21 protein-coding genes are annotated in these 20,889 nt (G+C 56.4%); 16 read left to right on the plus strand and 5 right to left on the minus strand.

Annotation, left to right across the window (positions count from 1 at the left end):
• Positions 1–17 precede the first annotated feature (17 nt).
• Positions 18–1,214: a sugar transporter gene (locus ACOTZD_RS14065; protein WP_017693434.1), complete on the minus strand. Its 1,197-nt coding sequence runs from the start codon at positions 1,212–1,214 to the stop codon at positions 18–20.
• Positions 1,215–1,390: 176 nt separating this feature from the next.
• On the opposite strand from ACOTZD_RS14065, the gene ACOTZD_RS14070 reads away from it, so the two are divergent.
• Together ACOTZD_RS14070 and ACOTZD_RS14075 are read left to right on the plus strand one after the other, a co-directional pair.
• Complete coding sequence (locus tag ACOTZD_RS14070; RefSeq protein WP_048208649.1) at positions 1,391–2,179, plus strand: PhzF family phenazine biosynthesis protein; 789 nt, start codon at positions 1,391–1,393, stop codon at positions 2,177–2,179.
• A 22-nt stretch (positions 2,180–2,201) separates the two neighbouring features.
• Positions 2,202–3,014, plus strand: a complete 813-nt coding sequence (locus ACOTZD_RS14075; protein WP_032628241.1) for a PhzF family phenazine biosynthesis protein — start codon at positions 2,202–2,204, stop codon at positions 3,012–3,014.
• On the opposite strand, the gene ptrR is transcribed toward ACOTZD_RS14075, so the two are convergent.
• On the minus strand, positions 3,011–3,889 hold the full coding sequence (gene ptrR, locus ACOTZD_RS14080; RefSeq protein WP_063855004.1) for a putrescine utilization regulator PtrR: 879 nt from the start codon (positions 3,887–3,889) through the stop codon (positions 3,011–3,013). The two genes, ACOTZD_RS14075 and ptrR, sit on opposite strands and share 4 nt — an antisense overlap.
• 99 nt (positions 3,890–3,988) lie before the next feature.
• Here ptrR and sad point away from each other — a divergent pair, with 99 nt between their 5' ends.
• The 8 genes from sad to ACOTZD_RS14120 all read left to right on the plus strand — a co-directional run bounded on the left by sad (position 3,989) and on the right by ACOTZD_RS14120 (position 12,757).
• Positions 3,989–5,371, plus strand: coding sequence for a succinate-semialdehyde dehydrogenase (sad, locus tag ACOTZD_RS14085; protein WP_003857170.1), 1,383 nt, complete (start codon positions 3,989–3,991; stop codon positions 5,369–5,371).
• A 127-nt stretch (positions 5,372–5,498) separates the two neighbouring features.
• Positions 5,499–7,088, plus strand: a complete 1,590-nt coding sequence (locus tag ACOTZD_RS14090; RefSeq protein WP_100154588.1) for a methyl-accepting chemotaxis protein — start codon at positions 5,499–5,501, stop codon at positions 7,086–7,088.
• A gap of 62 nt (positions 7,089–7,150) precedes the next feature.
• Complete coding sequence (gene glsB, locus ACOTZD_RS14095; RefSeq protein WP_003857165.1) at positions 7,151–8,077, plus strand: glutaminase B; 927 nt, start codon at positions 7,151–7,153, stop codon at positions 8,075–8,077.
• Positions 8,077–8,439 (plus strand): DUF4186 domain-containing protein, encoded by a 363-nt coding sequence (locus ACOTZD_RS14100; RefSeq protein WP_003857163.1) that lies wholly within the window; start codon positions 8,077–8,079, stop codon positions 8,437–8,439. Before glsB ends, ACOTZD_RS14100 begins: the two co-directional genes overlap by 1 nt.
• Positions 8,440–8,497: 58 nt before the next feature.
• Positions 8,498–9,463 (plus strand): sensor domain-containing diguanylate cyclase, encoded by a 966-nt coding sequence (locus ACOTZD_RS14105; RefSeq protein ID WP_032609205.1) that lies wholly within the window; start codon positions 8,498–8,500, stop codon positions 9,461–9,463.
• 82 nt (positions 9,464–9,545) lie between these two features.
• Positions 9,546–10,073: a GNAT family N-acetyltransferase gene (locus tag ACOTZD_RS14110; RefSeq protein ID WP_045333039.1), complete on the plus strand. Its 528-nt coding sequence runs from the start codon at positions 9,546–9,548 to the stop codon at positions 10,071–10,073.
• Between the two features lie 116 nt (positions 10,074–10,189).
• On the plus strand, positions 10,190–11,641 hold the full coding sequence (locus ACOTZD_RS14115) for a tagaturonate reductase (RefSeq protein ID WP_129329007.1): 1,452 nt from the start codon (positions 10,190–10,192) through the stop codon (positions 11,639–11,641).
• Positions 11,642–11,842: 201 nt separating this feature from the next.
• Positions 11,843–12,757 (plus strand): bestrophin family protein, encoded by a 915-nt coding sequence (locus ACOTZD_RS14120; protein ID WP_003857155.1) that lies wholly within the window; start codon positions 11,843–11,845, stop codon positions 12,755–12,757.
• On the opposite strand, the gene ACOTZD_RS14125 is transcribed toward ACOTZD_RS14120, so the two are convergent.
• Positions 12,745–13,293, minus strand: a complete 549-nt coding sequence (locus ACOTZD_RS14125) for a GNAT family N-acetyltransferase (RefSeq protein ID WP_155023145.1) — start codon at positions 13,291–13,293, stop codon at positions 12,745–12,747. The two genes, ACOTZD_RS14120 and ACOTZD_RS14125, sit on opposite strands and share 13 nt — an antisense overlap.
• Before the next feature lie 303 nt (positions 13,294–13,596).
• On the opposite strand from ACOTZD_RS14125, the gene ACOTZD_RS14130 reads away from it, so the two are divergent.
• The 5 genes from ACOTZD_RS14130 (at position 13,597) to ACOTZD_RS14150 (ending at position 18,581) form a co-directional block, all read left to right on the plus strand.
• A complete protein-coding gene (locus ACOTZD_RS14130; protein WP_174402333.1) occupies positions 13,597–14,037 on the plus strand; it encodes a GNAT family N-acetyltransferase in 441 nt (146 codons plus the stop codon).
• 145 nt (positions 14,038–14,182) lie between these two features.
• Positions 14,183–15,178 carry an alpha/beta fold hydrolase gene (locus ACOTZD_RS14135; protein WP_045333041.1) on the plus strand — a complete coding sequence of 332 codons (996 nt, stop codon included), beginning with the start codon at positions 14,183–14,185 and terminating at the stop codon, positions 15,176–15,178.
• 44 nt (positions 15,179–15,222) lie between these two features.
• A complete protein-coding gene (locus tag ACOTZD_RS14140; protein ID WP_022651194.1) occupies positions 15,223–15,963 on the plus strand; it encodes a response regulator in 741 nt (246 codons plus the stop codon).
• A complete protein-coding gene (locus ACOTZD_RS14145) occupies positions 15,960–17,255 on the plus strand; it encodes an ATP-binding protein (RefSeq protein ID WP_032609216.1) in 1,296 nt (431 codons plus the stop codon). Before ACOTZD_RS14140 ends, ACOTZD_RS14145 begins: the two co-directional genes overlap by 4 nt.
• Before the next feature lie 135 nt (positions 17,256–17,390).
• On the plus strand, positions 17,391–18,581 hold the full coding sequence (locus tag ACOTZD_RS14150) for a cytochrome c biogenesis protein/redoxin (protein ID WP_174402335.1): 1,191 nt from the start codon (positions 17,391–17,393) through the stop codon (positions 18,579–18,581).
• 6 nt (positions 18,582–18,587) lie between these two features.
• Here ACOTZD_RS14150 and tam read toward each other — a convergent pair whose 3' ends face one another.
• Complete coding sequence (gene tam, locus ACOTZD_RS14155) at positions 18,588–19,346, minus strand: trans-aconitate 2-methyltransferase (protein WP_023314159.1); 759 nt, start codon at positions 19,344–19,346, stop codon at positions 18,588–18,590.
• Positions 19,347–19,430: 84 nt separating this feature from the next.
• Positions 19,431–20,015, minus strand: coding sequence for a GDP-mannose pyrophosphatase nudK (locus ACOTZD_RS14160; RefSeq protein ID WP_001190898.1), 585 nt, complete (start codon positions 20,013–20,015; stop codon positions 19,431–19,433).
• A gap of 86 nt (positions 20,016–20,101) precedes the next feature.
• Between ACOTZD_RS14160 and ACOTZD_RS14165 the strand changes: the two genes are divergently transcribed.
• Complete coding sequence (locus ACOTZD_RS14165; protein ID WP_171854307.1) at positions 20,102–20,860, plus strand: DeoR/GlpR family DNA-binding transcription regulator; 759 nt, start codon at positions 20,102–20,104, stop codon at positions 20,858–20,860.
• The last annotated feature ends 29 nt before the right edge of the window (positions 20,861–20,889 follow it).

The raw sequence follows: 20,889 nt of genomic DNA on the forward strand, positions 1-20,889 counted from the left end.
ACCCGGCACAACAAACGTCAACCGTGGCTGGACTGCTCTTCCATCGCGACCGGCCATTTACGGAAGATAAGCACCGACCAGATCAGCGCGATCAGCGCCGGAATCGCCCCGAGATAGCCAATGGCCGACATCGATACATGCAGGCTGATCTGATTTCCCACCAGCGCACCGGCGCCAATCCCCAGATTAAAAATCCCGGAGAAGAGCGACATCGCTACGTCCGTGGCGTCCGGGGCCAGCGCCAGCACTTTGACCTGCATTCCCAGACCAATAATCATGATCGCCACGCCCCAGAACAGACTGAGGATCGCCAGATGACTCTCGCTGCCTGCCGCAGGCATCAGTAACAGCAGACATGCCAGCAGCAGGCCAATCGCACTGCTTACAAGCGCAGACGCATGCTGATTGCCCAGCTTCCCGAACAGGATGCTGCCGATAATCCCCGCGCCGCCCAGGATCAGCAGCAGAACGGTGGCAAAGTTAGCGCTAAAGCCCGCCACAACCTGAACAAACGGCTCAATATAGCTGTAGGCCGTGTAATGGGCGGTCACCACAATCACGGTCAGCAAATAGATGCTCATCAGCGCCGGTCGACGCATCAGCAACGGAAGACTTTTCAGCGAGCCGGAGTGTTCGCTGGGCAGTTTTGGCAGCAGTTTGATCAGACACACCAGGGTGATCAGCGCCCCCATGCCGATGGCAAAGAAGGTGGTGCGCCAGCCGAAGTATTGACCCACAATGCGCCCGATCGGCAGGCCTAACACCATCGCCAGCGCCGTTCCGGTGGCAATCAGGCTCAGCGCCTGGGCGCGTTTCCCCGCCGGGGCCAGACGAATGGCGAGCGATGCGGTGATCGACCAGAAAACGGCATGGGCAAACGCGATGCCGACGCGGCTGATGACCAGCACGGTGAAGTTCCATGCCATAAATGACAGCACATGGCTGGCAATGAACACCACAAACAGCCCAATCAGCAGCTTACGACGTTCCATCTGGCTGGTCAGCAGCATAAACGGCAGCGACATCAGCGCTACCACCCATGCATAGATGGTCAGCATAATGCCAACCTGTGCCGTTTCCATATGGAAGCTGGCCGCAATGTCGGACAGCAGCCCAACCGGAACAAATTCCGTGGTGTTGAAAATAAACGCTGCGATGGCGAGCGTGACCACGCGTAGCCACGCGACCCTGCGGGAAACCGTGTGTGTTGTCATAGGGATATCTGGGATTCGTTGCCTGAAAGATGAGGAGACGATCTTAAAGCCTTAAACGGCGAAAACTCAACCGTTATGTGATATGAATCACAAAATTTACCTTCATGCAGCGGTAGCGAACGCGGTTGTTTTCATTGAAGATAAAGAACAACACAACAAAAACAGGCGGTAACACAATGCAGGAGATTGATTTTTATCTGGTAGATGCGTTCAGCGCGTCCTCTTTTGGCGGCAACCCGGCGGCGGTGTGCCCCCTCGACGCGTGGCTACCGGATGAGACGTTACTGCGGATGGCACAACAGCATAACCAGTCGGAAACCGCCTTTTTTGTGTGTACCAAAGGGGGGATCGAGTTGCGCTGGTTCACCACGCTAACCGAGGTTAATCTGTGTGGTCACGCGACGCTTGCCGCGGCGTATGTTCTGTTTAACGAACTGGATTATCCGGACTCACGCCTTCATTTTGACACTGCCTCTGGTCGCCTGACCGTCAGCCGTGAAGGTGACTGGATGACGCTGGACTTCCCGGCCTGCCCGACGCAGGCACAGACGCCGCCACCGGAGTTGCTCACCGCACTCGGTATCAGCCACTACGTCGAGGCGCGAAAAGGCCGCGCCTGGGTGCTGGTACTGGAGAGCCGCGAGCAGGTGGAAGCCATTAATCCGGATTTCTCCGCCATGACGCCGGGGGAGCATAAAGTGGCCGTCACCGCCCGGGACGAAGGAGAATACGACTTTATCAGTCGTTTCTTCTCGCCGGGCGTGGCCGTGCCGGAAGATCCTGTCACCGGCTCCGCGCACACCATGCTGATCCCTTACTGGAGTGAACGGCTTGGCAAAACACAGATGTTTGCCCGCCAGGTTTCCGCCCGTGGAGGAGACGTACGCTGCGAACTCAAGGGCGACCGCGTGCGGATGGGCGGGCAGGCGGCGCTGTATCTGAAGGGCACAGTATTTCTGCGCTGAATAAATCTAAGAGGAACAAATGATGCAGGAAATTGATTTTTATCTGGTAGATGCCTTCAGCGACAGGGCGTTCGGCGGCAATGCGGCGGCGGTGTGTCCGCTGGAAGCGTGGCTATCGGATGAGACGCTGCTGAAGATGGCGAAGCAGCATAATCAGTCAGAGACGGCGTTTTTTGTCCGAACGGATAACGGGTTTGAGCTGCGCTGGTTTACCACGCAGGATGAAATTAACCTCTGCGGCCACGCAACCCTCGCGGCTTCTCACGTTATTTTTGAATACCTGGATTATCCGCATACGGAAATCACCTTCACCACGCGCTTTGTCGGCGAACTGACGGTACAACGCAGCGGCGACTGGCTGACGCTTAATTTCCCGGCGTGGTCAACCGAGGTTGTCGATACTCCACCCCCAGTGCTGTTCAGCGCGCTGGGCATTAACGCGGCAAACGAGGTGCGTGTGGGGCGTGACTACATGGTGGTGCTCGACAGCCAGCGGCAGGTGGAGGCGCTGACGCCGGATATCACTGCCATGCTCCCGCTGGGGAAAATGGTCTGCGTTACAGCGCCGGGAGATGAGTATGATTTCGTCAGCCGCTTCTTCTGTCCGGGGGAAGGGGTGCCGGAGGATCCGGTGACGGGATCAGCGCACAGCATGCTGATCCCGTACTGGAGTGAAAAGCTCGGAAAAACGCAGATGTCGGCCCGCCAGGTCTCCTTGCGCGGCGGGGATCTGCGCTGCGAGCTGAAAGGCGACCGCGTGCTGATTGGAGGGCAGGCCACGCTGTATATGAAGGGAAAAATTTTCCTTCGACTCCAGGACTACGTTCAACTTTAACAACTGGGCGCAGGTGGCTGACGCTCGTTCAGCAGCGCGATAAATGCCTCCAGCTGGCGAGTCATCGCCCCGCGTCGCCACACCAGCCAGGTGGTGAGCCAGCGCCAGTTTTCCGCCAGCGGCCACGCTGCCACCTGATGATGCCCCGGCATGCTCTCCAGCATGGAGCGGGGCATCAGCGCAATGCCTGCCCCGGCAATCACACAGGCGAGCATCCCGTGGTAGGACTCCATCTCATGGATCCTTCCCGGCGTTACGCGGTCGGCATGGAACCAGCTCTCCAGATGACGCCGGTAAGAACAGTTGGCGCGAAAGGCATACACGTCGCTGCCGCTCACCTGCGTGGCTTTTGACACTTCCGCGTGGCCCGCAGGGGTGACCAGCATCATCTCTTCCCGGTAAACCGGCATTCCTTCCAGTTCCGGGTGCGAGAGCGGCCCGTCGACAAAGGCGGCGCTAAGCGTCCCTTCAAGCACGCCGTCAATCATCGTACCGGAAGGCCCGGTGGATAACGCAAACTGAATGCGCGGATAGCGCTGGTTAAACCGCGCCAGACTTTCCGGAATGCGTACGGCGGCGGTACTTTCCAGCGCGCCGAGCGAGAATAATCCCTGCGGTTCATCCCCGGCGACGACCATTCGCGCTTCGTCGACCAGCGCCAGGATCTGTTTGCTGTAGCGCAAAAAATTGTGCCCGGCGGGGGAAAGCCGCAGGCGCTGATTCACGCGAATAAACAGCTCCACGCCGAGATCCGCTTCTAGCTGTCGGATGCGGGTGGTGAGGTTTGAGGGCACCCGGTGTACCTTCTGCGCCGCCTGGGTAATGCTGCCGGTCAGTGCGACGGCGTTAAACATCTCAAGCTGAGTTAAGTCCATACCGTTCTCGATTCGTGAATAAGGTGGTGAGTATTATTCATTTTTAAGAAATAGCAGAGTAGGCCACAATCAATCAACTGTTATTACGTGGAGAACATCATGACCTATTCATCTGCTACCCATGCCCACTCTGTCAACCCGGCTACCGGCGAAACGCTGGCTGCTTACCCGTGGGCAACGTCCCGTGACGTTGAGCGTGCCATTGCACAGGCGGATACTGGTTTTCGTCAATGGCGACGCGAAAGCGTGGCGCACCGGGCGCAAAAACTTCGCGATCTGGGTGCGGCACTGCGTAGCCGTGCGGAAGAGATGGCGCAGACTATCTCCCGGGAGATGGGCAAGCCCATTGTGCAGGCGCGTGCGGAGGTGGCTAAGTCCGCCAGCCTTTGCGACTGGTACGCTGAACACGGCCCGTCGATGCTGCACCCGGAATCAACCCAGGTCGAAAATGCGGTGATTGAGTACCGTCCGCTGGGACCTATTCTTGCGGTGATGCCGTGGAATTTCCCGCTCTGGCAGGTGCTGCGCGGTGCGGTGCCGATCCTGCTGGCAGGGAACAGCTATCTGCTTAAACATGCGCCAAATGTGCTCGGCTCGGCGGAGCTGATCGGGAAGGTATTCGCGGATGCCGGTTTCCCGGAGGGGGTCTTTGGCTGGGTGAACGCGACGAATGACGGCGTCAGCCAGGCGATTAACGATCGGCGTATCGCGGCGGTGACCGTAACCGGCAGCGTTCGGGCTGGTGCGGCAATTGGCGCGCAGGCGGGCGCGGCGCTGAAGAAATGCGTGCTGGAGCTGGGCGGTTCCGATCCGTTTATCGTTCTGAACGATGCGGATCTTGATCTGGCCGTCAACGCGGCGGTGGCCGGACGTTATCAGAATACCGGACAGGTTTGTGCGGCGGCAAAACGCTTTATTGTGGAAGCGGGCGTAGCGGACGCCTTTACCCAACGCTTTGTTGACGCGGTCAAGGCGCTGAAGATGGGCGCACCGGATGAGGAAGATAACTATATTGGCCCGATGGCGCGATTTGATCTTCGCGATGAACTACATCAGCAGGTGCAGGCTACGCTGGCGGAAGGGGCGACCCTGCTGCTCGGCGGAGAGAAGCTTGCCGGGAGCGGTAACTATTATGCGCCAACCGTACTCGGCGGCGTCACCCCACAGATGACGGCCTTCCGTCAGGAGCTGTTTGGCCCGGTGGCCGCGATTACCGTCGCCAATGATGCGGCGCACGCGTTGCAGCTGGCTAACGACAGCGATTTTGGCTTATCGGCGACGGTCTTTACCGCGAACGATGCGCTGGCTGAAACCTTCTCTCGCGAGCTGGAGTGCGGCGGAGTCTTTATCAACGGCTATAGCGCAAGCGATGCGCGCGTTGCCTTTGGCGGAGTGAAGAAGAGCGGCTTCGGGCGAGAGCTGTCTCATTTCGGTCTGCATGAGTTCTGTAATGTGCAGACGGTGTGGAAGGACCGCATCTAATATTGTTGCCGGGTAAGGCCAGGCCGCTACCCGGCAATTCACGTTTCCTGTCATTTTTGCGTAATGGTTCTGTCATTTTCGTTTCGTAGACTCGCTCGCGCCTAACGTATTGTTACAGAAGAAAATTATGAACCTAACGCAAATTTTTCGCCGTCTTGCGCCGCGCTTTATTCCTCGTCAGTTTGGCCTGCTGACCGGCATCTTTTGTATTATTGGCCTTTTCTCCGCCCTGCAACTCTCTTCCTCCTTCCTGCTGACCGCCTCCCTGAATCAAGCCCAGCGTAACGAACAGCGCAATCAGCTGGCCTGGCAGCAGCAGAGCAGGCTGGATCAGGCCCGTATTTCTCTGCTGGCCGCAAGCGATCTGCTCAACCGCTCCGGCGTGTACTTTATGCAGGATAAAGAGACCGGCTCGGAAGGGAGCTGGCATAGCCTGATGGACGAGGCGCAAAAATCCCTGGCGGCGTCTCAACAGGCATGGCAAGCATGGCTCGCACTTAATCCTCCGCAGGACGAGGGGCTTGTTAACAGCTATCAGCTGTTCTTCGGTGCCATTAGCGAGCAGGCGGAAGGGCTGGTGAAAACCAACAGCATCGACCTCTTTTTTGCCGTACCCGCCCAGGCCTTTCAGACCGATTTTAATGACAACTTTGCACGCTATCAGCAACGGAGTGAGAAGCAGGCGATACAGGGGCGTCAGTCGCTCATGGAACAACTCTCAGGCCTGCAACGGCTGTTCCTGTTTGCGCCGCTGGTGCTGCTGGCCATTGCCATAGCCGTCTGGTTTGGAATGGCGAAGTGGGTGATATCCCCGCTACGCCGTCTGATTATCCATATTAACCAGCTTGCGGCAGGGGATTTATCAGGCACGCCGCCTGACGTTGTGCGCTTTAACCGTGAAATCAGCCAGCTCTGCGGCAGTATTACCGCCATGCAGCTTGGGCTACAGCAGCTGGTGACTCAGGTCAGCGAGGCCACTACCGCCATGGTTGAAAATATTGGGTCACTTGCGCAGGGGAATCAGAAGCTTTATCAGCAGTCTACGCGACAAGCCAAAGAGCTGGAGGAGGTGACCGCGCATATCGCCGATCTCGAAACCCACGTTGAGGGGAACACAGGTTATGCAAAACTCGCCCGCTCGCGCGCGGATGAAGCCCGACAGGCTGCCGTAGGCGGGGAGCAAATGATGACCGCGGTGAATGGCTCGATGCAGACGATCGTCGACCGATCCTCAGAGATGCGCGGGATCGTCGCGATGATCGACAGCGTGGCGTTTCAGACCAACATTCTCGCCCTCAATGCTGCCATTGAAGCCGCCCATGCAGGAGAGCAGGGGCGCGGATTTGCGGTGGTCGCCCGGGAAGTGGGGGTGCTGGCCAGAAAAAGCAGTCACTCTACGCAAACCATCCAGGCGCTGATTAACCACTCGCTTCAGGGCATTGAGGAAGGATCTCAGGTGGTAAACCGTCTGGAAGAGAATTTGCAACAGGTCACCGGGCTGGTGGCGAATCTGAGCAGCCTGCTGAATGATATTTCCTTGGCCACCCTGAATCAGGGGGATAGCATCCATCAGATGACCCGTCAGCTTCAGGCGCTGAATCAGGTATCACGTCAGACTGATGTGCTGGTTAGCGAAGCGTCAAATGCCTCTGAGCGCCTGCATCAACAGTCCGATCTTTTGTTGCAGGCCGTCTCGCGTTTTCGTCTCCCTGCCTGACGTGACGTATAAGCCTCTGTTATACTCGCAGCCCGTTTTAGCCTGAGGGCAAGGAGCAAAGTGTGGCTGCGGTCATCCATAATGAGATGCTGGACGAGATTCTGGCGCAGGTTCGTCCGTTACTGGGGCAGGGTAAGGTTGCCGATTACATTCCCGCGCTGGCCTCGATCAGCGGTAATAAGCTCGGCATCGCCATTTGTACTGTCGACGGGCAGCGTTTTCAGGCGGGAGACGCGCTGGAGCGATTTTCCATTCAGTCGATCTCAAAAGTGCTTAGCCTCGTTGCCGCCATGCGCCAGTATGACGAGCAGGAGATCTGGCAGCGGGTGGGCAAAGATCCGTCCGGTCAGCCGTTTAACTCCCTTCTTCAGCTGGAAATCGAACAGGGTAAGCCGCGTAACCCATTTATTAACGCCGGGGCGCTGGTGGTGTGCGATATGCTGCAAAGCCGGCTGAGCGCGCCGCGCCAGCGGATGCTCCAGATTGTGCGGCAGCTTTCCGGCGTGCAGGACATCGCCTACGATCCGGTGGTAGCGCGCTCTGAGTTTGAACACTCTGCACGTAACGCCGCCATCGCCTGGCTGATGAAGTCCTTCGGCAACTTTCATAATGACGTTGCCACGGTGCTGCAAAACTATTTTCATTACTGCGCGCTGAAGATGAACTGCGTTGAACTGGCGCAGACTTTTCTGTTTCTGGCGCATCAGGGCCATGCCCCTCATCTGGGTGAGGACGTTGTCTCCCCGATGCAGGCCCGGCAGATCAACGCCTTAATGGCAACCAGCGGAATGTATCAGAATGCCGGGGAGTTTGCCTGGCGCGTGGGGCTGCCGGCTAAATCCGGCGTTGGCGGTGGGGTCGTGGCGATTGTCCCCCACGAGATGGCGATTGCCGTCTGGAGCCCGGAACTGGACGAGACCGGAAATTCACTGGCGGGCGTAGCGGCGCTGGAACAGCTGACCAAACGTCTTGGACGGTCCGTATACTGATGTCCACGTTAGATCCTCTGTTCGCGCGCCTGGCTCGCTCCACGTTTCGTTCACGATTTCATTTAGGGACGAAAGAGCGGCAATACTGCTGGGATAAGGGCGCAGAGACTATCGATAAGCATGCCGCCGATTTTGTCGCCGCGCGGCTGGCGCCTGCACACCCGGTGAATGACGGTAAGCAGACGCCGATGCGCGGCCATCCGGTTTTTATCGCCCAGCATGCCACGGCAACCTGCTGTCGGGGCTGTCTGGCTAAGTGGCACGCTATTCCGCAGGGCGTGCCGCTGAGTGCGCAGCAACAACAGTATATCGTCAACGTAATCCATCATTGGCTGGTCATAGAGGTAAATCGTGCCTCCTGAACTGACAATGTCTCTGTTTAAGCTACGCTTTTACTAATGCTCAGCGTCAGGAGACGTTATGAAGGCACCTCAAATTCCCGTTAATGAAGCGGAGCGCATGAATGCGCTGCGCGAATCCGGTCTGCTTGAGATCGACAATTATCCCGCGTTTGATCGTCTTACGCGGCTGGCAACACGCTTTTTCAGGGTGCCGCTGGCGATGATTACGCTGGTGGATGACCACGCCGCGATCGTGAAATCTGCTGACGGCCGGGCGCTCGCCAGCCAGCCTCGCGACCTCTCGTTTTGCGGTCATACGATCCTGGGTGACGCGCCGCTGGTGGTGAGTGACACGCTGCTGGACGAACGCTTCGCGGATAATCCGCAGGTGGCGGGAGATCCGGGCGTGCGCTTTTATGCCGGTTTCCCGCTGCGTTTACGCGACGGGGCGTGCGTAGGATCGTTGTGTCTCATTGATTACGCGCCGCGGGAGTTTACCGCGGCGGATGCCGCCGTACTGGCCGATCTCAGCGCGCTGGCGGAGGATGAATTTGCAGCCGTTAGCGCCGCCACGACCGATGAACTCACGGGATTGTTTAACCGTCGCGGGTTTAACCAGTTTGCGCAGTTTGCACTGTCGGTTTCGCAGCGTCGGGCAGAACCGTTAACCCTTGGCTGGCTGGATCTGGACCATTTCAAAACCATTAACGATCGCTTCGGACATCAGGAGGGTGACAAAGCTCTGAAAGCGATGGCCGCCCTGATGCGTTCCTCGTTCCGCGAGGCCGATCTGCTGGTACGTTTCGGGGGAGATGAGTTCGCGGTGCTGTTTGCGGATACCGATGAGCCTGGCGCCTGGATCGCCATGCAGTATCTCGTCGAACAAACGGAAAAGTATAACGCGCGTCAGCTGCATCCCTGGTCGTTACAGTTCTCCTGGGGGCTGAGCGAGTTCGATCATCACCGCAACGATATTCAGGCATGGTTAAAACACGCGGATGCGCAAATGTACGCCATGAAGCGGCAACACCACGGCGAAAAATGACATAACGAAATCCTATGTCATCGCTTATTGCGTTACAAAAATGTTAATAGCAAAGTGGAGAGATTCAACCTAAGGACGCGCAATGAACTCTCCCATGCTGATTAAACCTCTCTCCCGACAGGACATCCTCACCCACATTGATGCCCTGAACGATATTCTCGTCAACTGTGTCAACGGCGGCGCCTCCGTCAGCTTTATGCTGCCTTTTTCTGCCGGGAAAGCCCGAACCTTCTGGCTCGGCGTCGCAGACAGCGTCGGGCGCGACGAGCGTACCGTCCTGGGCTGTTTTGATGCGGAGCAGGGGCTGGTTGGCACGGTCCAGCTGATCACCGATCAGCCTGAAAACCAGCCGCACCGTGCAGATGTCGCGAAACTGCTGGTTCATGAGAAGGCGCGCCGTAAAGGGGCGGCAATGGCGCTGATGGAAGCCCTGGAGGCGGTTGCGCGTGAAAAAGCGCTTACGGTGCTGGTGCTTGATACCTCGACCGGCAGCGGCGCGGAGACGTTTTATCAGAGAGCGGGCTGGCAAAAGGCGGGGGAGATCCCACGCTACGCCCTGATGCCGAACGGGGACATGACGGCGACCTCGATGTTCTATAAATTTCTTTGATATTTTTCACCATCGCGTCCTGAGTTGATCCAGACAGGGGTTCTGGTCCTGAAGTTTTGATAAGTTATCACACCAATCTTATCAGGCTGTATGACTAATCATAAAGGACCTCCATTGTGAACACTCTCAACCGTCGTGATTTCCCCGGTGCGTGCTACCCTGAACGTATCATCCAGTTTGGCGAAGGTAACTTCCTGCGCGCGTTCGTTGACTGGCAAATCGACCTCTTAAACGAGCATACCGATCTCAATGCCGGTGTGGTGATTGTGCGGCCGATCCAGAGCGATTTTCCGCCGTCGCTGAGCACCCAGGAAGGTCTGTATACCACGATTATTCGTGGTCTGAATGAGCAGGGAGAAGCGGTAAGCGATGCGCGTCTTATTCGTTCCGTAAATCGTGAAATCAGCGTCTACAGCCAGTACGATGAATTTCTGAAGCTCGCCCATAACCCGGACATGCGGTTTGTCTTCTCCAATACCACGGAAGCGGGCATCAGCTATCATGCGGGCGATAAGTATGACGATGCGCCTGCTGCCAGCTATCCGGCCAAACTGACGCGTCTGCTGTTCGAACGCTTTACCCACTTTAACGGGGCTGCGGATAAAGGCTGGATCATTATTCCTTGTGAGCTTATCGACTACAACGGCGATGCCCTGCGTGAACTGGTGCTACGTTATGCACAGGAGTGGGCACTGCCGGCGGCATTCATTGCGTGGCTGAATGATGCTAACACTTTCTGTTCGACGCTGGTTGACCGCATTGTTACCGGCTATCCGCGTGATGAGGTGGCAGAGCTGGAAGCCGGGCTGGGCTATCAAGACTGCTTCCTCGACACGGCAGAACATTTCTATCTGTTTGTTATTCAGGGGCCAAAATCACTTGCAGCAGAACTGCGCCTGGATAAATACTCGCTTAACGTCCTGATTGTTGACGATATCAAACCGTATAAAGAGCGTAAGGTGGCGATCCTCAACGGCGCGCACACGGCGCTGGTTCCGGTCGCTTTTCAGGCCGGCCTGGATACGGTTGGGGAAGCCATGAACGACGCGGAAATTTGCGCGTTCGTAGAGAGAGCTATTTATGAGGAGATTATTCCGGTCCTGGATCTGCCGCGCGACGAGCTGCACTCCTTCGCCAGTGCCGTAACGGGGCGTTTCCGTAATCCGTACATTAAGCATCAGCTGCTGTCGATTGCACTGAACGGGATGACCAAGTACCGCACCCGCATTCTGCCGCAACTGCTGGCAGGGCAGAAGGCGACCGGCAAACTGCCAGCACGTCTGACCTTTGCTCTGGCGGCGCTGATTGCATTTTACCGTGCCGAGCGCAACGGTGAGCGCTATCCGGTGCAGGACGATGCGCACTGGCTTGAACGTTACCAGCAGTTGTGGACGCAACATCACGACAAACAGGTCACTACCCGTGAACTGGTATCGTCGGTGTTAAGCGTGAGCGAACACTGGGAACAGGATCTCACTCTGGTTAACGGACTGGTAGACCAGGTTGCGCTGGATCTGGATGCGATTTTAAGCAAAGGCATGCGCGATGCGGTGAAACCGCTCTGCTAATCATAATGCCCGGCGTTTGCCGGGTTTTTTAAAGACCCCATTTAGTTACAACATACTATACGTTCTTTTTTTAGAAAGCACTTGCGGCACCGTGCGGTTCAGGCTTAACAGGTCAGAAAATGCAATGAACTATTAACATGCTTGCAACCGTGAGGGGGATCACGTTTAATAGCCGCGCTCTTTACTTTTCTGAAGCTGATTATGATTGTTCGTCCTCAACAGCACTGGCTGCAACTGATTTTTGTCTGGCATGGTTCGGTACTTCCCAAAATTTATACCCGACTGCTGCTTAACTTCCTGCTTTCCATCGCCGTGATTGTCATGCTGCCGTGGTACACCTCGCTGGGTATCCGGTTTACCGTCGCGCCGTTCAGCATTCTGGGTGTGGCTATCGCCATCTTCCTGGGGTTTCGCAATAACGCCTGTTATTCGCGCTACGTTGAGGCGCGTCTGCTTTGGGGGCAGTTGATGATAGCGGCGCGCTCGCTGTTTCGCGAGGTAAAAAACACCTTGCCGGATGATAAACATCTTGGAGAGTTTGTCCGCCTGCAAATCGCGTTTGCTAACTGTCTGCGAATGACTCTACGCAGAGAAACCAATGCCGATCAGCTGTCCCGCTATCTGGCTCCAGACGATTTACGCAAAGTGATGGACGCCAACTCGCCGGCGAACCGTATCCTGCTGATCATGGGGGAGTGGCTGGCCGTGCGGCGGCGTAGCGGGCACCTTTCAGACATTCTGTTTCACAGCCTCAACAACCGCCTTAATGATATGTCCATCGTGCTGGCTGGCTGTGAGCGTATCGCCAATACGCCGGTCCCGTTTGCCTATACGCTGATCCTGCACCGGACGGTGTATCTGTTCTGCATCATGCTGCCGTTTGCGCTGGTCGTTGATCTGCATTACATGACGCCCTTTGTCTCTGCACTGATTTCCTACACCTTTATCTCGCTGGACACGCTGGCGGAAGAGCTGGAAGATCCGTTTGGAACGGAAGATAACGATCTGCCGCTGGACGCCATCTGCAACATGATGGAGCGCGATCTGTTGCAGATGAACGATGAAGAGAACATACCTGAAAGACTGATGCCGGATAAGCATTATCAGCTGACCTGACGGGCATTCCACTCGTTGCGGGTGATTTCCCACAGCTCCGAATCCAGCAGGCCGCTGACATAGGCTTTCTTCTCCGTCCTGATGAGCCGCATGCCGCTGCTGTCTGAAATACGTCGGGAGCGGCTGTTTGCAGCCGCTTTCGGCGCGCGCAACACCGGTTTGTTAAGCGTATTGAACCAGTAATCCGTGGCCGCAATGCTCGCCTCGCGCATATATCCCTGGCCCTGAAATTCCGGCGCGAGCCAGAAGCCCCGGTTGTTGTCCTCCACGTCATACAGGCAAATCAACCCCATCAGTTCGTCAGGCGCTTCGCGACGGCGAATCGTCCAGAACCACGCAATCCCTTTGGCCATATCGGGCAGTGCAACGTTGTTGACATAATTTTCTGCACCGTTTTCCGGGTAGGGCCAGGGGACTGAAGCCACCATATAGCGGACAATCTCCCAGCGCGGATAGCGTTGCTGGATCTGGACGGCATCTTCTGCAAGCAGGGGGCGTAATATCAGGCGCTCGGTGGTAAGCGTGGGTATGGTCATCCGCTGATCTCCATAATTAAGCGTTATGCTTTTGTTTGGGTTCTGGTATTTTCATCAATATCACATTCTATTTGGTCGTGCTTTTGTTATTCAGGTTTATCCATAAAAGGGGTTATATGATGCTGAGAAAAGCCAGGCCCGAAGAAGCCGAAACACTCTGGCACGTCCGTAACGAAGCGATTCGCCATGGCTGCAAAATCTAGTGGGTTTTGCCATGCTGGGTGAAAATACGCATTACTCGTGTATGGCCGACGCGCATTTACGCTGTATTGAAATGGCAATTGATTTGTAAGGTCAGAACAGATGACGCTAACCGTACGTCCTTTATGCACAGATGATTACCCACAATGGCGACCGCTGTGGGATGGCTATACCCATTTTTATGAGTGCTACCTTGACGAGTCCGTTACCGCGGCCACCTGGGACAGGGCGCTCGCAGATTCATCATCTCTGTTATGCCGTGTCGTGGAGAAGGACGGCCGCGTCATCGGCTTCGCCATGTGCGTCCTGCATGAAGGGACCTGGTCAACCGCGCCCGTTTGCTATCTGGAAGATCTGTTTGTTGACGCTGCCGAACGTGGCGCAGGGGCGGGTAAAGCGCTTATCGACGCCCTGATCGATGAAGGCAAGCGGGAAGGGTGGTCAAAACTCTACTGGGTAACCCGCATGAACAATCCGGCGCGTAAGCTGTATGATCACTATGGTGAAGCCGACGATTACGTCCGGTACCGAATCTCGCTTTAGTCGTTTAATACCTGGGTTTGTATCACACTGTATCTGCCTCTGTGATACATACACAGGTATGCAATAAAACCGCATCCGCACACATCTCCTATACAAACGCATGGTGTTATATCTCCGTCAACTGAACTTACCCGGAGATAACATCATGTTTAATAAACTCGCATACTCAGCCGTCGCCCTGACCGTATCACTTGGCACCGTGATGTCCTGTCAGGCAGAAGCGACGGGTAAGGATTACGCGTCGGCCTTTAACCAGGTTAAACAGATTAACGCTGGCGATTTGAACGTCGGTTACATCGATATCGGGCCAAAAGAGGGGCAACCGGTGATCCTGCTACATGGCTGGCCGTACGACATTCACAGTTATGAAGAAGTGGCCCCCGCGCTGGCCGCGAAGGGGTATCGTGTCATTGTGCCGTCCCTGCGCGGGTACGGCACCACACGCTTTATTTCTGATAAAACGCCGCGAAACGGCCAGCCTTCGGCAATGGCAAAAGACATCGTCAACCTGATGGACGCCCTGAATATCAAACAGGCGGTGTTTGCCGGTTATGACTGGGGGGCGCGTACGGCAGATATCGTTGCAGCGCTCTGGCCGGAACGGGTGAAATCGCTGGTCTCGGTAAGTGGCTACCTGATCAGCAGCCAGGCGATTGGCAAACAGCCTTTACCGCCGAAGGCAGAGGTTCAGTGGTGGTATCAGTTCTATTTCGCCACGCCGCGCGGGGCGGAGGGCTATGCTAAAAATACGCACGATTTTGCCCGGTTGATTTGGTCCCAGGCTTCGCCTGACTGGAAATTCAGCGATGCCACCTTCAATGCCAGCGCCAAATCCCTCGATAACCCGGACCACGTTGCCGTCACGCTCAGTAATTACCGCTGGCGTCTGGGGCTGGAGAAGGGTGAGCAGAAATATGACGCCTACGAACAAAAGCTGGCTACGCTGCCGAATATTACGGTGCCGACCATCACCATCGAGGGCGGTAACAACGGAGCACCACATCCTGTACCCGCAGCCTATGCAGGGAAATTCACCGGAAAATATGAGCACCGTACTTTCGGCGCAACGGTTGGCCACAACCCGCCGCAGGAAGATCCGCAGGACTTTGTTAAAGCCGTTGTCGACGCGGATAAGCTCTGATATGTGCTATTTTCAATCCGTTACCTCTTAATCAGGAGCCTGCGGTGGAGCATATTGATCACATCCTTGTCGTCGATGACGACAGGGATATTCGTGAACTGATTGTCGATTACCTCGTGAAATCCGGCTACCACGCCTCTGGCGCGGCGAACGGGAAAGAGATGCGCGTAGTGCTCGACAAACAGCATATCGACCTGGTGGTGCTGGACGTGATGATGCCCGGCGATGATGGCCTGACGCTGTGTCGACAGCTGCGCAGCAGCAGGCATAAGGATCTGCCGATCCTGATGCTCACCGCGCGCAACGAGGACACGGACCGGATCCTGGGACTGGAGATGGGCGCCGACGATTATGTGGTGAAACCGTTTGTGGCCCGCGAACTGCTGGCGCGTATCAAAGCTATCCTGCGTCGTTTTCGTACAATGCCGCCTAATCTTCAGGTGACCGAGGCAGGGCGCCTGGTGGTGTTCGGTGAATGGCAACTGGATACCGTGGCGCGTCATCTGATTGATAACGAGGGGATGGTTGTGGCGCTCAGCGGGGCGGAATATCGCCTTTTGCGCGTATTCCTCGATCATCCTCAACGGGTGCTGACCCGCGATCAGCTGCTGAACCTGACGCAGGGACGTGATGCCGAGCTGTTTGAGCGTTCGATTGATCTCCTGGTGAGCCGCGTGCGACAGCGCCTGAATGAAGATGCCCGCACGCCGGCCTACATTAAAACCGTTCGCAGCGAAGGCTACGTTTTTACCATGCCGGTGACCATCGTCGAGGCCAATGAATGACGCTGTGGCCCCGCACCTTACTGGCCCGGCTGCTGATCATTGTGCTGCTTGGACTCTTACTGGCTAACGCGCTCAGCCTGACGCTGGTCATGGTTGAGCGAATGCACAGCGCGCGCACGGTTATGCTGGGCAATCTTGAGAATGACGTGGCGACCAGCGTGGCCATTCTCGACCGACTTCCGGCCAAAGAGCGGCCAGAGTGGCTGGAACGGCTCAGTCGCGGTAATTATCGTTATATCCTTGGCCCCGGCGAGGCAGGCGCCGCACCAACGGACAAGCGCTCGCGGGATGCAATTCGCACCCTGAAAGAGACGCTTTCAGCCCAATATCCGCTCCAGTTTACGGCGGTGCCAGGGCCGATCTCCCATATTCAGGCCCATCTGACGCTCCGCGACGGCGCACCGCTCACTATCGATCTGATCCCGCGCATGCCGCCTGTCGCCAGCTGGTTACCCGTGGTGCTAGTTCTTCAGCTGTTACTTGTCGCGCTCTGCTCCTGGATTGCCGTACGCCAGGTTGTCCGGCCTTTCCTGCAATTCACGCGTGCGGTTGATTCCCTCGATCCTGCGGCCCATTCACCGATGACTGAAAAAGGACCGGTTGAAGTGCGCCAGGCTGCACACGCTTTTAATGAGATGCAATCGCGGATACAAACGTATCTGCGTGAACGCGCGCAGATTCTGGCGTCCATTTCTCACGATCTCCAGACGCCCATCACGCGCATGAAGCTGCGGATCGAAATGGCAGATCAGCCCGAACTCCGCGATAAGCTGCTGAGCGACCTGGATAATATGTCGCGCCTGGTACGGGAGGGGATTGCCTATGCCCGGTCATCAGAATCACTGGAAGAGACCACGCTGAAGCTGGAGCTGAACGCGTGGGTTAACAGCATCGCCAGTGATTATCAGGACATTGGTAAAAACGTGCAGTTTCATGCACGCAATGCGCGTCTGCCGATCGTTACTCGTCCACAGGCATTGCGCAGGGTAATGACCAATCTGCTGGATAATGCGCTCAAGTTTGGCGATAGCGCGGTTATAGAGATTGATGAAGATGAAAGGCAGGTAGCGATCCGTATTATGGATAACGGCCCCGGCATCCCGGAGGCAGAACTGGAGGCGGTGTTACAGCCGTTCTACCGGGTTGAAACGTCGCGCAACCGCGAAACGGGCGGCACCGGGTTAGGCCTCGCCATTGCCGCGCAGCTCACCGCCCAGCTTGACGGGAAATTGCATCTTGCAAACCGGGCAGAGGGCGGGCTGGTCGTAAGCGTGACTCTTCCGCGCGGTTAATTGTACGCCTGTGTATCTGCACCCCGTGCCGATACGCAGGCAGACAAAATTCAGCTTTTCGCACACGGCCTGAACACATTCGTACGGTCAAATAACCTCACTGCACCTTCGCAGCAACCGTATCGTGAGGTCGTTATGTTTCTGATAATCGCTTTTTTGGGCGGCATGATTAGCCTGCTCAGTCCGTGCACGCTTCCCGTCATTCCTCTGCTGTTCGCTGGCTTTCAGGGGCAGCGCAAACACATTCTGGCGCTTCTGGCGGGAATGATTGTGATGTTCACGTTGGTGGCGATGGTAGTAACGGTTGCCAGCGAGTGGATCGCTGACGCCACCGTTATCGGTCGCTGGATTGCGCTGCTGATACTGAGCATTGCCGCCCTGGCTCTGATCTTCCCGCAGTTTGCTCAGCGCATTGCCCGTCCGGCGGTCAGTGCGGGAAACGTTCTCAACACCTACAGCGTTCAGCGACGCGGCCTGGTTTCGGCTTTTCTGGCAGGGCTGGCCGTTGGACTTCTGTGGTCCCCCTGTGCCGGACCGATTCTCGGGGCGATCTTCAGCATTAATATTGCGGGCCACTCGGCCATCGCAACCGGAGCGCTGTTAGCCGCTTACGGCAGTGGATGCGCGTTGATGCTGGGGCTGCTTGTCGCGGGGGGCCGTAAGCTGATAACCCCTCTGAGAGTCAAATCCGCATTGATGGCGCGTTTGCGTCAGGGAGCGGGAGTGATGATGTTAGCTGCCGTTGCGTTCAACGCCAGCGGGATGACCTCAGCCCTGAAAGGTGCCAACGGTATTGCCGACCAGCTGGAAAACGCTCTGTTGAGCCTTGCGCAACCATCCTCCACGCAGGTGAAACTGCAACCAGTCGCTGACGCAACGCCGAGCAGCCAGCTACCATCATTAAGCGGCGGTACGGGCTGGGTAAACGGTGACCCTGTCACGTCTGAGGCCTTGCGGGGGAAAGTTGTGCTTATCGATTTCTGGACCTGGGACTGTATCAACTGCCAGCATACCCTTCCGCATGTTCGAGACTGGGCGAAGAAATATGAGTCACAAGGTCTGGTGGTGATTGGCGTCCACACCCCGGAATACCCCTGGGAAAAGCCGTTATCATCGGTGAAAAAAGCGGTCAATAAATGGCAGCTGCCGTACCGCGTAGTAACGGATAATAACTACAAAATCTGGAGCGCGTTCGGAAATCAGTACTGGCCAGCGCATTACTATTTCGATGCGAAAGGGCAACTGCGTTACACCGCGTTTGGCGAAGGTAACTACGACAAGCAGGAGGCCGTGATTCAGCAGTTGCTCAAGGAAGCGCGTTCCTGATCCGGCTTACGGAACCCGCTGAGCCACCATAAACAGGCGCGGAAAAGCCAGCAGTATCTGCCCGTTCTCCTGGAGCGGATACTGCTCTTCCAGCAGCTCAAGGTAGCGTTTCAGATAGTTTTTCTGCTCGCTTTCGTTGAGTTCCTGTAACCACGGCCGTAACCCCGTCGCGCTGACCCAGTCAATAATCGCCTGATGAGAGCTCATCTGATGGAAGTAGGTGGTGCGCCAGATATCCACGTCACATCCCGCTTCCGTCAGAATATCGTAGTAGGCATGGATACCCGGCAATGGCTCGCGGCCACGATCGGGGTAGCCCTGTTCCCAGGCAACTTCACGCATCAGGGCGTGCGTCGGCTCAAGCCAGTTGTCAGGCATTTGCACCGCCAGCACGCCGTTTAACTGGAGCAGTGAAACCAGGTGTGGCAGAAGGTGGTAATGGTCCGGGATCCATTGCAATGAGGCGTTGGCGTAGATCAGGCTGAGCGGCTGGTCAGGTTTGTAGTGCCGGATATCCGCCTCAACAAAGTGGCAATCTGGCAGGGCCTGTCGGGCTTCCTCCAGCATGGCCGGGGAGTTATCCACGCCGGCGATCTGCGCAGAAGGCCAGCGCTGTTTCAGCAGCGCGGTGCTGTTGCCTGGCCCGCAGCCCAAATCCACGGCTGAGGTTATGTCAGCAAGCGGCACCCGGGCCAGTAACTCAGCGGCGGGACGTGTGCGTTCTGCGCTGTACTGTAGATAAAGAGAGGGATCCCAGTCGGCCATTTTCGCATCTCCATGTTGAGGTGTTCAGCAAGAATAGCACAGGCAAATACCTGCGCCGAGGCAGGTATCTGGCTAATGGTGAGATTATAAAATGCCTTTGAGGGCCAGGTGATAGAGCAGCATGATGGTTTTTCCGTCGACGATCTGCCCATTTTCAATGCCCCGAAGCGCGTCGTCCAGCGTCATTTCCAGCACGTCGATATCTTCCCCCTCAGCTTTAACGCCGCCGCCCGCGCTGGTCCGATCCTGCGGATGATATTCCGCCAGATAGAAGTAGAGTTTCTCGGTGACCGAGCCCGGGCTCATATAGGCCTCAAAAATTTTCTCTACGCGCGTCACCTTAAACCCGGTTTCTTCTTCCGCTTCGGCCTTAATCCGGCTTTCCGGGTCAAGGTTATCGAGCAACCCGGCGGCCGCCTCAATGAGATCCTCTTCGTGACCATTGATAAACACCGGGAAACGGAACTGACGCGTCAGAATGACGGTTTTGCTGTCGCGATTATAGAGCAGGATCGTCGCGCCATTCCCCCGGTCATACACTTCACGCTCTTGCCGTTGCCAGTCGCCATCGCTGCGCTGGAGGTCAAAAGTGTATTTTTTCAGGTTATACCAGTTGTCGGACAACGTTTCGCTGTTGATGATGCGTATATCTGCACGTTTTGATTGCACGTTTGGCTCTCCTCTCGTAGAGTAAGCATCATAAACAGCACCATCATGCAAATACAAGGTATATCGTGCAACATCAGGAATAAATCATGCTTACAAGCCAGCGTAAACAGTTGATTCTGGAAAAACTGGAGGCGGAAGGCCAGGTCCAGTCAACCGCGCTCAGCCTCTTTTTCTCGGTGTCTGAGGACACTATCCGCCGGGATTTACGTGAACTGGCGGCAGAAGGGCGTTTGCAGCGTGTTCACGGCGGTGCACTGCCAGCATCTTCAGCGATTGCGCCTTTTGCCGAGCGTCAGTCCGTCAAAATGGATGCAAAAAAACGCGTGGCACGGCGAGGCGCGCAGCTCATTTCACCGGGGCAGGTGGTGATCATTGATGGCGGTACGACCACCTCCGAACTTATTACATTCTTGCCACCCGATTTACCGATAACCGTGGTGACGCACAGCCCGGGTATCGCATTGGGTCTGGTCGGCCATCCGTGCATAGAGGTGATCCTGATTGGTGGTCGTTTGTATAAACACTCCATCGTCACGGTCGGCGCGGCCGCAATTGAAGGCATCAATAATATTCATGCGGATCTGTTTTTCATGGGTGTCACCGGCGTGCATCCTGAGGCCGGGCTGACCACCGGAGATTATGAAGAAGCGTGCATCAAACGTGCATTTTCCGGCAGAGCGGCGGAAACGGTGGTACTGGCCTCACCGGAAAAGATCAACACGGCCTCGGCGTTCGTGATTGGCGACCTGTCGCTGGTGAATACGCTGGTTGTTGAAAACACAACGGATGAACGCTGGGTGAGCGCCATGAAAGAAAAGGGCGTTACGGTGATCGCAAGCCAGTAAATATCCGCTTTTTTGCCAGCCTGACCGCC

This window comes from Enterobacter cloacae complex sp. SHL022, from assembly GCF_049237785.1.
Taxonomy (GTDB): Bacteria; Pseudomonadota; Gammaproteobacteria; order Enterobacterales; family Enterobacteriaceae; genus Enterobacter; species Enterobacter hormaechei_C.

Excerpts from the sequence above, each read along its gene's own strand:
- sad (WP_003857170.1), top strand. The coding sequence starts at position 3,989 with ATGACCTATTCATCTGCTACCCATGCCCACTCTGTCAACCCGGCTACC.
- ACOTZD_RS14150 (WP_174402335.1), top strand. The coding sequence starts at position 17,391 with ATGTTTCTGATAATCGCTTTTTTGGGCGGCATGATTAGCCTGCTCAGT.
- ACOTZD_RS14135 (WP_045333041.1), top strand. The coding sequence starts at position 14,183 with ATGTTTAATAAACTCGCATACTCAGCCGTCGCCCTGACCGTATCACTT.
- tam (WP_023314159.1), bottom strand. The coding sequence starts at position 19,346 with ATGGCCGACTGGGATCCCTCTCTTTATCTACAGTACAGCGCAGAACGC.
- ACOTZD_RS14145 (WP_032609216.1), top strand. The coding sequence starts at position 15,960 with ATGACGCTGTGGCCCCGCACCTTACTGGCCCGGCTGCTGATCATTGTG.
- ACOTZD_RS14130 (WP_174402333.1), top strand. The coding sequence starts at position 13,597 with ATGACGCTAACCGTACGTCCTTTATGCACAGATGATTACCCACAATGG.
- ACOTZD_RS14065 (WP_017693434.1), bottom strand. The coding sequence starts at position 1,214 with ATGACAACACACACGGTTTCCCGCAGGGTCGCGTGGCTACGCGTGGTC.
- ACOTZD_RS14090 (WP_100154588.1), top strand. The coding sequence starts at position 5,499 with ATGAACCTAACGCAAATTTTTCGCCGTCTTGCGCCGCGCTTTATTCCT.
- ACOTZD_RS14110 (WP_045333039.1), top strand. The coding sequence starts at position 9,546 with ATGAACTCTCCCATGCTGATTAAACCTCTCTCCCGACAGGACATCCTC.
- ACOTZD_RS14075 (WP_032628241.1), top strand. The coding sequence starts at position 2,202 with ATGCAGGAAATTGATTTTTATCTGGTAGATGCCTTCAGCGACAGGGCG.
- ACOTZD_RS14070 (WP_048208649.1), top strand. The coding sequence starts at position 1,391 with ATGCAGGAGATTGATTTTTATCTGGTAGATGCGTTCAGCGCGTCCTCT.
- ACOTZD_RS14100 (WP_003857163.1), top strand. The coding sequence starts at position 8,077 with ATGTCCACGTTAGATCCTCTGTTCGCGCGCCTGGCTCGCTCCACGTTT.
- ACOTZD_RS14125 (WP_155023145.1), bottom strand. The coding sequence starts at position 13,293 with ATGACCATACCCACGCTTACCACCGAGCGCCTGATATTACGCCCCCTG.
- ACOTZD_RS14165 (WP_171854307.1), top strand. The coding sequence starts at position 20,102 with ATGCTTACAAGCCAGCGTAAACAGTTGATTCTGGAAAAACTGGAGGCG.
- ACOTZD_RS14105 (WP_032609205.1), top strand. The coding sequence starts at position 8,498 with ATGAAGGCACCTCAAATTCCCGTTAATGAAGCGGAGCGCATGAATGCG.
- ptrR (WP_063855004.1), bottom strand. The coding sequence starts at position 3,889 with ATGGACTTAACTCAGCTTGAGATGTTTAACGCCGTCGCACTGACCGGC.
- ACOTZD_RS14120 (WP_003857155.1), top strand. The coding sequence starts at position 11,843 with ATGATTGTTCGTCCTCAACAGCACTGGCTGCAACTGATTTTTGTCTGG.